This is a genomic window from Lysinibacillus sp. NPDC093688 (assembly GCF_050280145.1).
Taxonomy (GTDB): domain Bacteria; phylum Bacillota; class Bacilli; order Bacillales_A; family Planococcaceae; genus Lysinibacillus; species Lysinibacillus xylanilyticus_B.
This window is the reverse complement of record NZ_JBNNUX010000014.1, coordinates 25,449-40,903: the sequence shown is the minus strand read 5'-3', so window position 1 is coordinate 40,903 and position 15,455 is coordinate 25,449. Positions and strand designations below refer to the sequence as shown.

The window sequence follows — 15,455 nt, the reverse complement described above, 5'->3', positions numbered from 1 at the left end:
CGGTCAAAGTTATTTTTCAAATTAGTCGGGCAGGATTTAACGCCCTGTCCGGCTTTTTCTTTCAATAAATCATTCTATTTCTAATCTTTTGCTAAAGAGAAATGATTCTTGCAAACGATTATCGAGCTGCGTAAAAGAGTCTTTTTAAAGACCTATACTAGAGGGAGGTAGGCTCCTTGATAGACGTTAATGAATTTGAATATATGAAAATTGGTTTAGCTTCTCCTGACAAGATCCGTTCTTGGTCATACGGTGAAGTTAAAAAACCTGAAACAATTAACTATCGTACTTTAAAACCAGAAAAAGATGGTTTATTCTGTGAGCGTATTTTCGGTCCAACTAAGGACTGGGAGTGTCATTGTGGTAAATACAAACGTGTACGCTATAAAGGCGTAGTTTGTGATCGTTGTGGAGTTGAAGTAACACGCTCTAAAGTTCGTCGTGAACGTATGGGCCACATCGAATTAGCAGCACCAGTATCTCATATCTGGTACTTCAAAGGTATTCCTAGCCGTATGGGTCTTATTTTAGATATGTCCCCACGTGCACTAGAAGAAGTAATTTACTTTGCTTCTTACGTTGTAATCGAGCCAGGCGCTACAAACTTAGAAAGTAAACAACTACTTTCTGAAAAAGAGTACCGCGCATATCGCGAAAAATTTGGCAAAACATTCGAAGCAGCTATGGGTGCGGAAGCAATTAAAAGATTATTAGGCAAAATTGATCTTGAAGATGAAACTTATTCTTTAAAAGAAGAATTAAAATCAGCACAAGGTCAACGACGTACACGTGCCATTAAACGTCTTGAAGTTGTTGAATCATTCCGTAACTCAGGTAACTCTCCTGAATGGATGATTTTAGATGTACTACCGGTTATTCCACCAGAGCTTCGTCCGATGGTGCAATTAGATGGTGGCCGTTTCGCAACTTCTGACTTAAACGATTTATATCGTCGTGTAATCAACCGTAATAACCGTTTAAAACGTTTACTAGACCTTGGTGCTCCAAGTATCATCGTACAAAACGAAAAACGTATGTTACAAGAAGCTGTTGATGCATTAATTGATAACGGACGTCGTGGTCGTCCTGTAACAGGTCCTGGTAACCGTCCATTAAAATCACTTTCACATATGCTGAAAGGTAAACAAGGTCGTTTCCGTCAAAACTTACTTGGTAAACGTGTTGACTACTCTGGTCGTTCGGTTATCGTAGTAGGTCCAAACTTAAAAATGTACCAATGTGGTCTACCAAAAGAAATGGCAATTGAATTATTCAAGCCTTTCGTAATGAAAGAGTTAGTAGAACGTGGCCTAGCTCATAATATTAAATCTGCTAAACGTAAAATCGAGCGTTTAAACAACGATGTATGGGACGTTTTAGAAGATGTAATTCGTGAGCATCCAGTATTACTAAACCGTGCACCTACGCTTCACCGTCTTGGTATTCAAGCGTTTGAACCAACACTAGTTGAAGGTCGTGCTATTCGTCTTCACCCATTAGTATGTACAGCTTACAACGCTGACTTCGATGGTGACCAAATGGCGGTTCACGTACCATTATCAGCGGAAGCGCAAGCAGAGGCTCGTCTTCTAATGCTTGCTGCACAAAATATCCTGAACCCGAAAGACGGTAAACCAGTTGTTACACCATCACAAGATATGGTATTAGGAAACTACTACTTAACACTTGAACGTGAAACAGCTCGTGGCGAAGGAACAATTTTCTATGGGCCAAACGAAGTATTAATTGCATATGATACAGGTCATGTTCATTTGCATACTCGTATTGCTATTAAAGCAAGTTCGTTAAACAACCCAACATTTAGTGAGGAACAAAATAATATGTTCCTATTAACGACTGTTGGTAAAGTAATCTTTAACGAAATCTTGCCTAAATCATTCCCATACATTAATGAGCCAACTGATTTCAACTTAGAGCAAGAAACACCAAGCAAATACTTTGTTAACTTAACAATTGATGAAGAAACGGTAACAGAGCTTGAAGCAGATACTGCTTATAATGGGCTTGATGAAAAAGGTAAAGTGGATGCACAACGCACAGCTGTACTGCGCAAACACTTTGCATCAGTACCAGTTGTAAATCCATTCCGTAAAAAATTCTTAGGTAATATCATTGCGGAAGTATTTAAACGTTTCCACATTACTGAAACATCTAAAATGCTTGACCGCATGAAAAACCTAGGATTCAAATATTCAACACGCGCTGGTATCACTGTAGGTGTATCTGACATCGTCGTATTACCAGACAAAGGCGAAATTTTAGCGGTAGCTCAAGACAAAGTAGATAAAGTTCAAGCGCAATTCCGTCGTGGTTTCATCACGGAAGATGAGCGTTATGATCGCGTTATCTCAAGCTGGAGTGCTGCGAAAGATGAAATTCAATCGAAGCTGATGAAGTCGCTTGAGAAAACAAACCCAATCTTTATGATGTCTGACTCAGGTGCCCGTGGTAACGCATCTAACTTTACACAGTTAGCTGGTATGCGTGGTCTGATGGCCAACCCGGCTGGTCGTATCATCGAACTTCCAATTAAATCTTCATTCCGTGAAGGTTTAACGGTATTAGAGTACTTCATCTCAACTCACGGTGCTCGTAAAGGTCTTGCCGATACAGCCTTAAAAACTGCCGATTCAGGTTACTTAACACGTCGTCTTGTTGACGTTGCACAAGATGTAATCGTTCGTGAGGATGACTGTGGAACTGACCGAGGTTTAACAATCGGTGCGTTAATGGAAGGCACAGAGATAATTGAAGCGTTAGATGAACGTATTATCGGTCGTCATACGAAGAAAACAATCCACCATCCAGAAACAGGCGAAGTAATTTTAGAAAAAGACGGTTTGATCGACCAAGATATCGCTCGTATCATTATAGAGCTAGGTATCGAAGAAGTTACAATCCGTTCTGCGTTTACATGTAATACAAAACATGGCGTATGTAAAAAATGTTACGGCATGAACTTAGCAACAGGTGAAGAGGTTGAAGTTGGAGAAGCAGTTGGTATTATTGCGGCTCAATCAATCGGTGAACCAGGTACACAATTAACAATGCGTACATTCCATACAGGTGGGGTTGCCGGGGATGATATTACACAAGGTCTTCCACGTATCCAAGAGATTTTTGAAGCACGTAATCCTAAAGGTCAATCAGTTATTTCTGATATCGCAGGTACTGTTTCGGACATCACTGAAATCCGTGAAGGTCTAAAAGAGATTACAATTGAAGGTGAAGTAGAAACACGTAAATACGCAGCACCTTACAATGCTCGTCTGAAAGTACAAGAAGGCGACTTTGTAGAACGTGGTCAAGTATTAACAGAAGGTTCTATCGATCCAAAACAATTGTTAAAAGTTAAAGACGTTTCAACAGTTCAAGTATACCTGTTAAAAGAAGTACAAAAAGTATACCGTATGCAAGGGGTAGAAATTGGTGACAAACATATCGAGGTAATGGTTCGCCAAATGCTTCGTAAAGTACGTGTAATTGAAGCTGGAGATACAGAATTATTACCAGGTTCATTACTAGATATTCACCAATTCTCAGAGGCAAACGTAGATGCTGTTATGAATGGCAAAAACCCTGCAACTTGTCGTCCTGTTATCCTAGGTATTACAAAAGCGTCTCTTGAAACAGAATCATTCTTATCTGCTGCATCATTCCAAGAAACAACTCGTGTGTTAACGGATGCTGCTATTAAAGGTAAACGTGATGAACTTCTTGGTCTGAAGGAAAACGTAATTATCGGTAAACTTGTTCCTGCAGGTACTGGTATGCAACGTTACCGTCAAATCCGTATTGAAAAAGATGAGCTTGACACAGAAAATTTAATTTCTGCTGAATAATCATTAAAATAAGTGCCGAGGAGATGTATTTTTATCATCTCTTCGGACTTTTTAAAGATATGAGTTGACAGTCGAAATTGGTAATGATAATATATTGAAGGTTGATAGTTAACTGTCTGTACTTCGGAGGATATGAAAATGTCTTATGATAGAGTAAGGGATAGTCAAACAATCATAGGTATAAAGCAAACAGTAAAAGCAATGCGAGCCGGTTCAGTGAAAGAACTTTTTGTGGCACTCGATGCAGACAATTGGGTAACCGATTCGGCCATATCTTTCGCGAGAGAAATCGGTATACCAGTTACTCTTGTTGAGTCGAAAAAGGAACTGGGCAAGGCCTGTGGAATCCACGTTGGAGCTGCAGTAGTTGCGATTACTGTAGAGTAGTTTTTGTGTATTAAACACAAAGACTTTGTTTTTACCCAAAAAATGAACCACCTGGATGTGTGGTATTAACAAGGAATAAATGAAGGGAGGAAAAACCGATGCCTACAATTAACCAATTAGTACGTAAGCCTCGTCAATCTAAAAGCACGAAATCAAAATCACCAGCGTTAAACAAAGGATATAACTCATTTAAAAAATCTTTAACTGACGTTAAATCTCCACAAAAACGCGGAGTTTGTACTCGTGTAGGTACAATGACACCTCGTAAACCAAACTCAGCGTTACGTAAATACGCTCGTGTACGTTTAACTAACCAAATCGAGGTAACTGCTTATATCCCAGGTGAAGGCCACAACTTACAAGAGCACAGTGTTGTTCTTATCCGTGGCGGACGCGTAAAAGACTTAGCGGGTGTTCGTTACCATATCGTACGTGGTGCTCTTGATACAGCTGGTGTAAACGGTCGTTTACAATCACGTTCTAAATACGGAACAAAACGCCCTAAAGAAAAAAAATAATTTAACATTATTAAGCGTTGCTTAATAATGATCTATAAGTAGATGTCGCAAATTTTTAATCTTGCTAGCAGATTGGAGATTTGCCCAACAACTATGACAAAGTAATTCTTATAAAATAAATCGATAACTATTCGAAAGGAGGAAAACACATGCCTCGTAAAGGTCCTGTTTCCAAACGTGACGTGTTACCAGATCCAATTTATAGTTCAAAACTAGTAACTCGTTTAATTAATAAAATGATGGTTGATGGTAAAAGAGGTACTTCTCAAAAGATTTTATACGGTGCGTTCGATATCGTTAAAGAACGTTCTGGTGAAAATCCAATTGAAGTATTCGAAGCCGCTCTAAATAATGTAATGCCAGTTCTTGAAGTTCGTGCTCGCCGTGTTGGTGGTTCTAACTACCAAGTGCCAGTAGAAGTACGTCCAGAACGTCGTACAACTTTAGGTCTTCGTTACCTAGTTAACTATGCTCGTCTTCGTGGTGAAAAAACTATGGAAGAGCGTTTAGCTAACGAAATCCTTGATGCTTCTAACAACACTGGTGCATCAGTTAAAAAGCGTGAAGATATGCACAAAATGGCAGAAGCGAACAAAGCATTCGCTCACTACCGTTGGTAATCTAAACATCGCATAAGCCCAATATGGAAGGAGAAATACCTTATGAAACGCGAATTCTCTCTAGAGAATACTCGTAATATTGGGATCATGGCTCACATTGATGCTGGTAAAACAACAACTACTGAGCGTATCCTTTATTACACAGGTAAGATTCACAAAATTGGTGAAACTCACGAAGGCGCTTCTCAAATGGACTGGATGGAACAAGAGCAAGAACGTGGTATCACAATCACTTCTGCTGCGACAACAGCTCAATGGAACGGCAACCGTGTAAACATCATCGATACTCCTGGACACGTAGACTTCACTGTAGAAGTTGAACGTTCACTACGCGTACTTGATGGTGCTGTAACAGTTCTTGATGCTCAATCTGGTGTTGAACCTCAAACTGAAACAGTATGGCGTCAAGCTACAACTTACGGCGTGCCACGTATCGTGTTCATTAACAAAATGGATAAAACAGGAGCAGATTTCCTATATTCTGTAGGAACTCTACACGATCGTTTACAAGCAAACGCTCATCCTATCCAATTACCTATCGGAGCTGAAGATCAGTTCTCAGCAATCATTGACTTAGTTGAAATGACAGCTACTTTCTACGGCGACGAAAAAGGTACTGCAGTGACTGAAGGCGAAATTCCTGAAGAACACCGCGCGCAAGCTGAAGAATACCGTGAAAAATTAATCGATGCTGTTGCAAGTGTTGATGAAGAAATCATGGAAAAATATTTAGAAGGCGAAGAAATTTCTGTTGCTGAACTTAAAGCGGCTATCCGTCGTGCTACGATCGCAGTAGAATTTTACCCAGTAATCTGTGGTACAGCATTCAAACACAAAGGCGTACGCCCAATGTTAGATGCAGTTATCGATTACTTACCATCTCCATTAGATGTACCAGCAATCAAAGGTACTGATATTGATGGTGACGAGGAATTAGAACGTCATTCTTCTGATGAAGAGCCATTCTCAGCTCTTGCATTCAAAGTTATGACTGACCCATTCGTAGGTAAATTAACTTTCTTCCGTGTGTACTCTGGAACTTTAGAATCAGGTTCATACGTACAAAACTCTTCTAAAGGTAAACGTGAGCGTGTAGGTCGTATCCTACAAATGCACGCAAACTCTCGTGAAGAGATTTCTAAAGTATTTGCTGGGGACATCGCAGCAGCAGTAGGTCTTAAAGATACTACTACTGGTGATACTCTATGTGACGAGAAAAACCTAGTTATTCTTGAATCAATGGAATTCCCTGAGCCAGTAATTTCTCTTTCTGTAGAACCAAAATCAAAAGCTGACCAAGATAAAATGGGTCAAGCTTTACAAAAACTTCAAGAAGAGGATCCAACTTTCCGTGCTCACACTGACACAGAAACTGGTCAAACAATCATCTCAGGTATGGGTGAGCTTCACCTTGATATCTTAGTTGACCGTATGCGCCGTGAATTTAAAGTAGAAGCTAACGTAGGTGCTCCAATGGTATCTTACCGTGAAACATTCCGTGGCTCTGCAAAAGTTCAAGGTAAATTCACTCGCCAATCTGGTGGTCGTGGACAATACGGTGACGTAACGATTGAGTTCTCTCCAAATGAAGAAGGTAAAGGCTTTGAATTCGAAAACGCTATCGTTGGTGGTGTAGTACCTCGTGAATACATTCCTGCAGTTGAAGCTGGTCTTCGTGACTCTCTTGACCGCGGTGTAGTAGCTGGTTACCCACTAATCGACATTAAAGCGAAATTAGTATTCGGTTCTTACCATGATGTTGACTCGAATGAGATGGCGTTCAAAATTGCTGCATCTATGGCTCTTAAAGAAGCTTCTAAACAATGTGATGCAGTTATCTTAGAACCAATGATGAAAGTAGAAGTTGTAATTCCAGAAGAATACCTTGGTGATATCATGGGTAACATTACTTCTCGTCGCGGACGCGTTGAGGGTATGGAAGCTCGCGGTAACTCACAAGTTGTTCGTGCAATGGTTCCTTTAGCGGAAATGTTTGGTTATGCAACAACTCTTCGTTCAGCAACGCAAGGTCGTGGTGTATTCTCAATGACATTCGATCATTATGAAGAAGTACCAAAATCAATCGCTGCTGACATCATCAAAAAAAATAAAGGTGAATAATTGAATTTTCATCTTGCATAAAGTATAACTAATTTGTAAGCTATGATTGTGGGATGGTGGATGGGCCCATTCGCCATCAGCAATCATTCTATAAATTTTCAAAAAATATAAACATATAATTTTGAGGAGGCAATCTCTAATGGCTAAAGAAAAATTCGACCGTTCAAAAACGCATGCTAACATTGGTACAATCGGACACGTTGACCATGGTAAAACAACTTTAACTGCTGCTATCGCAACAGTTCTTTCTAAAAAAATGGGTGGAGAAGCTAAATCATACGCTGATATCGATAACGCTCCAGAAGAAAAAGAACGTGGTATCACAATCAATACTTCTCACGTAGAATACGAAACTGATACTCGTCACTATGCACACGTTGACTGCCCAGGACACGCTGACTATGTTAAAAACATGATCACTGGTGCTGCACAAATGGACGGCGGTATCTTAGTAGTATCTGCTGCTGATGGCCCAATGCCACAAACTCGTGAACACATCCTTTTATCTCGTCAAGTAGGTGTTCCATACTTAGTAGTATTCATGAACAAATGTGATATGGTTGACGACGAAGAATTATTAGAATTAGTAGAAATGGAAATCCGTGACCTACTATCTGAATATGACTTCCCAGGTGACGATCTTCCAGTAATCAAAGGTTCTGCTCTTAAAGCTCTTGAAGGCGAAGCAGAATGGGAAGAAAAAATCATTGAATTAATGGACGCTGTAGATTCTTACATCCCAACTCCAGAACGTCAAACTGACAAACCATTCATGATGCCAGTAGAGGACGTATTCTCAATCACTGGTCGTGGTACAGTTGCAACTGGCCGTGTTGAACGTGGTCAAGTTAAAGTTGGTGACGTAGTTGAAATCGTAGGTATTACTGAAGAAGCTAAATCTACAACTGTAACTGGTGTAGAAATGTTCCGTAAATTATTAGACTATGCTGAAGCTGGTGACAACATCGGTGCTTTACTTCGTGGTGTAGCTCGTGAAGATATCCAACGTGGTCAAGTATTATCTAAACCAGGTTCAATCACTCCACACACAAGCTTCAAAGCTGAAGTTTATGTTTTATCAAAAGAAGAGGGTGGCCGTCATACTCCATTCTTCACTAACTACCGTCCTCAGTTCTACTTCCGTACAACTGACGTAACAGGTATCTGTAACTTACCAGAAGGCGTTGAAATGGTAATGCCTGGCGATAACATCGAAATGACAGTAGAACTTATCGCTCCAATCGCTCTTGAAGAAGGTACTAAATTCTCTATCCGTGAGGGTGGCCGTACTGTAGGCGCTGGCGTAGTTGCTTCTATCCAAAAATAATTTTAGCGCAAGCTAATTTTTCAAAACCAATCTGTAGGGACGCTTACAGATTGGTTTTTTATGTTAAAATAAGTGAAGAGAATTTGATAATTTTACTTAAATTAGATTATTTTATGTATACATAATAGGTGAAATACCAAAGAACATAAGAATTTCAACGCAATAAACTGAGAATAAATTTTTTATCTACGAAACTGCTGTGGATAAAAGCTAGTGCAGCATGTAGAGTGTAGAATCACAGCCCTTTTAATATACATAATAAACATTTCATGGAAGGGGTATTTGCAAGTGGAGATGAAAATATTGTTGATAGAAGATGATCCATCTATTTTCGAGATGATTCAGACACGTTTTGCACAGTGGTCGCTTCAGGTTGTGGGTCCTAAAGATTTTCAAAAGGTGATGGATGATTTTATTGAGCAAAAGCCACAGCTTGTATTGATTGACATTCAGCTACCTGCTTATGATGGCTTTCATTGGTGTCGTGAAATACGTCATATTTCAAAGGTGCCAATTCTCTTTCTATCTTCTCGAGATCACCCAATGGATATGGTTATGGCAATGCAAATGGGTGCAGATGACTTTGTACAAAAGCCGTTCCATATGGAGGTATTACTTGCAAAGGTACAAGCAGTTTTACGTCGTACATATGATTATATAGACGAATCAATGGATGTTACACGGTTTAATGGTGCGGTTATTGACTATGCACGCAGTGAGATTATGTATGAGGCTAAGCTTGCTTCATTAACTAAAAATGAACTGTTTATTTTACGTATTTTAGTGGAGAAGGCGGATCAAATTGTATCTAGAGATGATTTAATGAGAAAGTTATGGGACGATGAACGCTTTGTTAATGATAATACATTGTCGGTAAATGTGAATCGATTACGTACTAAGCTTGAGGATATAGGTTTACAAGAAGTGATTTTAACTAAAAAGGGACTTGGTTATATGGCTGTAACACAAGGGACGTGATGGACAATGCTCATTTTATTTTTAAGAGAACGCCTCGCATGGATAGGATTTTTTGTTTTTATCATCGTTATGATCAATGTTTTGTTTTCTTTAGACGTTGGATTAGTAGGGATCTCGATTTTGTATATTAATATTAGCCTGCTTATTAGCTTTATGATCTTTCTTTTTTGGCGATACGTAGTTGAAGTTGGGCGGCTAAAAGATTTCCTAGGAAATGTGGAAAACCAATTTGATGACGTACGAAGCAAAAATTTGGTGTTATCACCTTTTCAAACGACATATTTTACGAAAATTGAAGATGTTCTTTCCGGCAAGAACACAGAGTTAAATCAAGCAAAGGTACAGCTGCAGGAATATTCGGATGGACTTTTAGCATGGGTTCATGAAGTAAAGGCACCTTTAACTGCAGTAAATTTGATGCTAGATCGCGTCGAAGATTTGACACTACGTCGTAAATTAGAGACAGAATGGCTAAGACTGCATTTATTAGTTGATCAACAGCTACACCAAACACGGTTAGCTTCTATTGAAAAAGATAATTATATGATGGAAATTGAGCTAAGAACCGTTGTCTATAAAGAAATAAGAGCTATGCAGGCATGGTGTATTGAAAAAGGTATCGGTTTTGATGTGGAAGAGTTAACAGATACAGTGACGACGGATGGCAAATGGCTAGCCTTTATCATCCGACAAATTCTGTCCAATGCGATTAAATATAGTCCTGCAAATTCAGAGGTATTGATATTTACTGAATTAGATGCTACTGGAGCAACACTATTACATATAAAAGATGCAGGTATTGGTATTCGTCAGGAGGATCTACCACGAATTTTTTATAAATCGTATACTGGAACAGCCGGAAGAGAGTCTGCACAATCGACAGGTATGGGTCTTTACTTAGCAAATAATGTGGCGCAGAAAATTGGCGTTCGTATTACTGTCCAATCTATTGTGGGTGAAGGTTCGATATTTACATTACGTTTTCCATTACAAAATGAATATGTCAAACTAACAGGTAGATGACGAAATTGTCACCTACCTTTTTATATTGTCATGTAAAACGCACGAATTGGCGACATAGACAGGGTACACTTGAACTATAGAAGGGGGCGTTTACAAGTGGCGGTTTTAATTGGTCGTAAAGTAAAAAAAGTATATGGTAAAAAATCAACAGCCCAAGAGGTGTTAAAGGGTATTGATGTAGAAGTGAATCAAGGTGAATTTGTAGGCATTATGGGACCTTCAGGCTCTGGGAAGACAACACTCTTAAATGTTCTGTGTTCGATTGACTTTGCAACAGAAGGTGTTATTGAAATAAATGGTCAAAACTTACGTGGTATGAAGGAGAAGGCGTTAGCTAATTTCCGTCGTGAACAATTGGGATTCATATTCCAAGATTATAATTTATTAGATACACTAACGGTGAAAGAAAACATTTTACTACCATTAGCTATTGGTAGGCTACCAAAGGCTGTTGCAGAGAGCCGTGTAAAGGAGCTTACACATTTATTAGGTATTACTGAGATTTTAAATAAATATCCAAATGAAATATCAGGTGGTCAAAAGCAACGTACATCAGCGGCTCGGGCACTAATTACAAATCCTTCGCTTGTATTTGCTGATGAACCTACAGGCGCACTTGATTCAAAATCAGCCACTGCACTTTTAAAAAATCTACAAAGTATTAATGAATCAAAAAAAGCAACGATTATGATGGTTACGCATGATGCGGTAGCAGCGAGTTTTTGTACACGTGTTTTATTTTTGAAGGACGGACTCATTTATAGCGAGCTATATAAAGGAGATAAAACGAGACAGGCATTTTTCCAAGAGATCATGCATACGCAAAGTGTGCTAGGCGGTGACGGCTATGAGTCTTAGTAAACTCGTATTGCGCAGTATGAAGAAAAATATGAAGCATTATTATTTATATTTTTTCGCACTTATTTTTAGTGTTACTTTATATTTTTCTTTTGTGACATTGCAAAATAATGCTGAAGTGTTGGCTACAGTAGACAAGAGCGGTACGGCCAAAGCGGGATTTGCTGCGGCAACATATATGCTGTACTTTATTGTCTTGTTTTTCGTCCTATATGCCAACCATCTATTTATGAAGCGTCGCAGTAAGGAAATAGGCTTGTATCAGCTAATAGGAATGACAAAGGGGCTTATCGTACGTTTATTAGCGGTAGAAAGTATCCTCTTATTCGTAGGCGCAATCGTTTTAGGGATGCTTTCAGGGTTCTTTAGTTCGCGCTTATTTGCAATGATTTTACTGCGGGTACTCGAAAAAGAGGCACTTGTGACGATGACATTTAGTACCGAGGCATTACAGCAGTCTATCGTAGTGTTTGCTATTCTACTAGCCATTGTACTTGTGCAAATGGCTTGGATGATCTACCGCGTAACATTACTATCATTATTCAGTGCTTCCAAGCAAGCCGATGAGCGCGTAAAACGTTTTAGCCCATTACAAATGGTTATTGGCTTTTTGGGACTTGTATTTATTGCATATGGCTACTATGCATCAACGAAGCTCTTTGATATTAACTCTCAGGGTAATTTAGCACTTAATATGATTATTATTTTAGCAACTACCATAGGTGGGACGTTCCTTGTTTTCCGTTTCTCTGTAGCATTTATTATGAATTCAATTCGTCTTAAGAAAAATGGACACCTAACTGTGCGTGATGTATTAGCACTAACACCGATTATGCATCGCATGAAAGGTAATGCGAAATCCCTAACGCTTATAACTGTTTTAACGGGTGTTTCACTTGGGGTTACAACATTAGCGTATATAGCGTATTATTCATCAGAATCGTCAGCATATAGCCATGTTCCTGGTGACTATGTTTTACTTGAAGATAGGGATCAGGAATTTATAAAGAAGCTAGAGGACAATAATATTACTTTTGACAAAATAGATTACCGATTACAGAGTGTTTCAGCTTCGTTTACACAATTATTATCTGAAAGTCAGCAAAATAAGGATAATCCCCTTTTTGGTTTAGAAGGAATCATTTATACAATTCCACTTTCTGATTATCAACAAATAGTTCCTGAAGCTTCCGTTTCGGATAATGATGTTATATTAACAAACTATGGTGGTTATATGGCAGAGATGTTTCCACTTGAAAAGGATCGTGATGTAGTTGTCACTACAGGAGGTCCAGAGGAAACAATGGAAGAGACGCTTCATGTCAAAGATGTTCAACATGAAAGTATTATAAGTGGCACTGTGACTTCTGGGCCTGGGGGGCCAATTTTCGTAGTTCCTGATGCATTGTTTAAAAAACTAGCTACTCATTCAAGTACTTCTCAATGGCACAAACAAACTTCTATTAATCTAAAGAATAAAAGTGACTTAGCTCTAGCCGAGAGTTTATATATGCAATCAATTTATTCCTATCTACAATCCTATGAAGAAGAACGTAAGGGGAATATTGAATCATTAGGAATAACGATATTTACCGCAGCATTTTTAGGCTTAGCATTTTTAATGACAACGGGTAGTATTTTATACTTTAAGCAAATGTCTGAGGCTGAAGAGGAGCGAGTTTCTTATACGATATTAAGAAAGATTGGCTTCGCTGAAAAAGATATTATGAAAGGTATATATATGAAACAAGCCTTTAATTTTGGTGTTCCATTAATAATAGGGCTGCTTCATAGTTACTTTGCTGTTAAGTCGGGATGGTTTTTATTCGGCTCAGAGTTAACCGCACCATTATGGATTGCTATGAGCTGCTATATAGCGTTATATGCTATCTTCGCTGTACTTTCTGTTGGCTATTATAAAAAAGTCATTCGCGAATCATTATAATAGGAAGAAATCTGAAAACAGTATGATTATTTAAGGTCATGCTGTTTTTTTTGTCGTTTGAATTTGGGGGACTTTCACAGGGGCATAAAAACATCTTGACTTTCAACTGTTAGACGATTAAAGTTTAATGTATTAGTAATCTAGTGTACGAAAGTGAAGTGTTGAAATGAACGCAGTAATTGTGGCAGTGGCTGTCATGTTAATATTAAGCTTGCTCCGTATCAATGTTGTTCTTTCTCTTGTATTGGGGGCCTTTGCAGGAGGTCTAACAAGCGGCATGGGTATTGAGGCAACTGTACAATCATTTACAGAAGGATTAGGAGCTGGCGCAACGATTGCTTTAAGTTATGGATTGCTTGGTGGTTTCGCTATTGCTATTTCAAAAACGGGAATTCCTGAATTAATGATTGCAGGGATTTTAAAGATATTAAATAAAAACGGTACAAGTAATCGAAAAGGTTTAGTGAAGGTTTTAATTTTCCTGCTGATCTTTATGATGTCTATTTTCTCACAAAACTTAATTCCAATTCATATAGCCTTTATCCCATTATTGATACCTCCGATTTTAAAGGTTTTAAATATGCTAGAGGTTGACCGACGAATAATCGCTACATTAATTGCTGTTGGTTTAATAGGGACGTATAGCTTCGTACCTGCTGGCTTCGGAGCTATTTTCCAAGATATCGTTTCTACTCAAGTAACCGAGGCAGGTATGGAAGCATCTTCACGTGATGTACCAGTAGCGATGGCTATACCCGTTCTAGGGATGTTAATTGGATTATGTGTAGCCTTTTTCGTATATCGAAAACCTCGACAATATCAAAACAATGATGTTGAGACAGAATCTTTAAATGTTCATGTCAGTAAATTCGTTATTATTTCTACGACTGTGGCTTTAATTGTCTCTCTATGTGCACAAATTTATACTGATTCGATGATTGTAGGTGCTTTTGCAGGAATTATGATGATGTATTTTACTGGTGCACTTAAATGGAAAGAGGCAGATGAGATTCTTTCTGAGGGAATGAAGATGATGGCCTTTATTGGTTTTGTTATGATCGCTGCAAATGGTTTTGCATCTGTTATTAACGCTACGGGTCATGTAGATAGCTTAATTTCAAACTCTTTAACAATTCTTCAAGGAAATAAGAGTCTAGCTATATTGATTATGTTGGTCATTGGTTTAATAGTGACGATGGGGATTGGTTCATCCTTTGCGACAGTACCTATTATTGCAACCTTATTTGTTCCCCTTGCACAAGGGTTAGGAATGAGTCCTTTGGCGATTATCTGTCTTATAGGTACAGCAGGTGCTTTAGGTGATGCAGGCTCTCCTGCTTCAGATTCTACTCTTGGACCAACTGCAGGTTTAAATGTAGATGGACAGCATAATCACATTTGGGATACATGTGTGCCAACGTTTATTTTTATAAACATCCCACTTATTATATTTGGCTGGGTTGCATGTGTGTTTTTCTTATAAGTAATGGAAAGAGCAGTTTCTAACTATTAGAAGCTGCTTTTTTATTGTCTAAAGAATAGTAGCGGCATAACTATGGGTATAGTTATCATCTATAAAGTGCTACATCCTCGAAGAGAGCTCAACAGTGCTTTAGCGGACGCGTTCTTGTGCTCGGTTAATTGTTTGAAATATTAAAAAACGTTGATATAGCAACCTTAAGTGTTGCAATGTGCAAGGGAATTTTATATACTAGTAAACGGCTTAGATAAGCGATAAATATTAGTAAAAATATTAGTAGTAAGAATATCTGCAACGTTTAAAAGAATTTAGCGAAAAGACTTGCTTATTCTTTT

At 38.6% G+C, this 15,455-nt stretch carries 11 protein-coding genes; all 11 read left to right on the top strand.

The genetic code is table 11. The annotated features are described in order from the left end of the window. Positions 1 to 176 precede the first annotated feature (176 nt). The 11 genes from rpoC to ACQKN2_RS12705 all read left to right on the top strand — a co-directional run bounded on the left by rpoC (position 177) and on the right by ACQKN2_RS12705 (position 15,123). Positions 177 to 3,863, top strand: coding sequence for a DNA-directed RNA polymerase subunit beta' (gene rpoC / locus ACQKN2_RS12755; protein WP_427415279.1), 3,687 nt, complete (start codon positions 177 to 179; stop codon positions 3,861 to 3,863). Positions 3,864 to 4,001: 138 nt separating this feature from the next. Beyond that, a complete protein-coding gene (locus ACQKN2_RS12750; RefSeq protein WP_427415278.1) occupies positions 4,002 to 4,250 on the top strand; it encodes a ribosomal L7Ae/L30e/S12e/Gadd45 family protein in 249 nt (82 codons plus the stop codon). A 98-nt stretch (positions 4,251 to 4,348) separates the two neighbouring features. Then, positions 4,349 to 4,768, top strand: a complete 420-nt coding sequence (gene rpsL, locus ACQKN2_RS12745; RefSeq protein WP_008181595.1) for a 30S ribosomal protein S12 — start codon at positions 4,349 to 4,351, stop codon at positions 4,766 to 4,768. A gap of 149 nt (positions 4,769 to 4,917) precedes the next feature. After that, positions 4,918 to 5,388 (top strand): 30S ribosomal protein S7, encoded by a 471-nt coding sequence (gene rpsG, locus ACQKN2_RS12740; protein WP_079562374.1) that lies wholly within the window; start codon positions 4,918 to 4,920, stop codon positions 5,386 to 5,388. Between the two features lie 42 nt (positions 5,389 to 5,430). Next, on the top strand, positions 5,431 to 7,509 hold the full coding sequence (gene fusA, locus ACQKN2_RS12735; protein ID WP_427415277.1) for an elongation factor G: 2,079 nt from the start codon (positions 5,431 to 5,433) through the stop codon (positions 7,507 to 7,509). Between the two features lie 139 nt (positions 7,510 to 7,648). Next, positions 7,649 to 8,836, top strand: a complete 1,188-nt coding sequence (gene tuf / locus ACQKN2_RS12730) for an elongation factor Tu (RefSeq protein ID WP_427415276.1) — start codon at positions 7,649 to 7,651, stop codon at positions 8,834 to 8,836. Positions 8,837 to 9,130: 294 nt separating this feature from the next. After that, complete coding sequence (locus tag ACQKN2_RS12725; protein ID WP_427415328.1) at positions 9,131 to 9,814, top strand: response regulator transcription factor; 684 nt, start codon at positions 9,131 to 9,133, stop codon at positions 9,812 to 9,814. 6 nt (positions 9,815 to 9,820) lie between these two features. Further along, on the top strand, positions 9,821 to 10,837 hold the full coding sequence (locus tag ACQKN2_RS12720) for a sensor histidine kinase (RefSeq protein ID WP_427415275.1): 1,017 nt from the start codon (positions 9,821 to 9,823) through the stop codon (positions 10,835 to 10,837). 96 nt (positions 10,838 to 10,933) lie between these two features. Continuing rightward, positions 10,934 to 11,695 (top strand): ABC transporter ATP-binding protein, encoded by a 762-nt coding sequence (locus tag ACQKN2_RS12715; protein ID WP_249075442.1) that lies wholly within the window; start codon positions 10,934 to 10,936, stop codon positions 11,693 to 11,695. After that, on the top strand, positions 11,685 to 13,640 hold the full coding sequence (locus tag ACQKN2_RS12710; protein WP_427415274.1) for an FtsX-like permease family protein: 1,956 nt from the start codon (positions 11,685 to 11,687) through the stop codon (positions 13,638 to 13,640). The genes ACQKN2_RS12715 and ACQKN2_RS12710 overlap by 11 nt, the downstream gene beginning before the upstream one ends. Before the next feature lie 166 nt (positions 13,641 to 13,806). After that, positions 13,807 to 15,123, top strand: a complete 1,317-nt coding sequence (locus ACQKN2_RS12705; protein ID WP_427415273.1) for a Na+/H+ antiporter family protein — start codon at positions 13,807 to 13,809, stop codon at positions 15,121 to 15,123. The last annotated feature ends 332 nt before the right edge of the window (positions 15,124 to 15,455 follow it).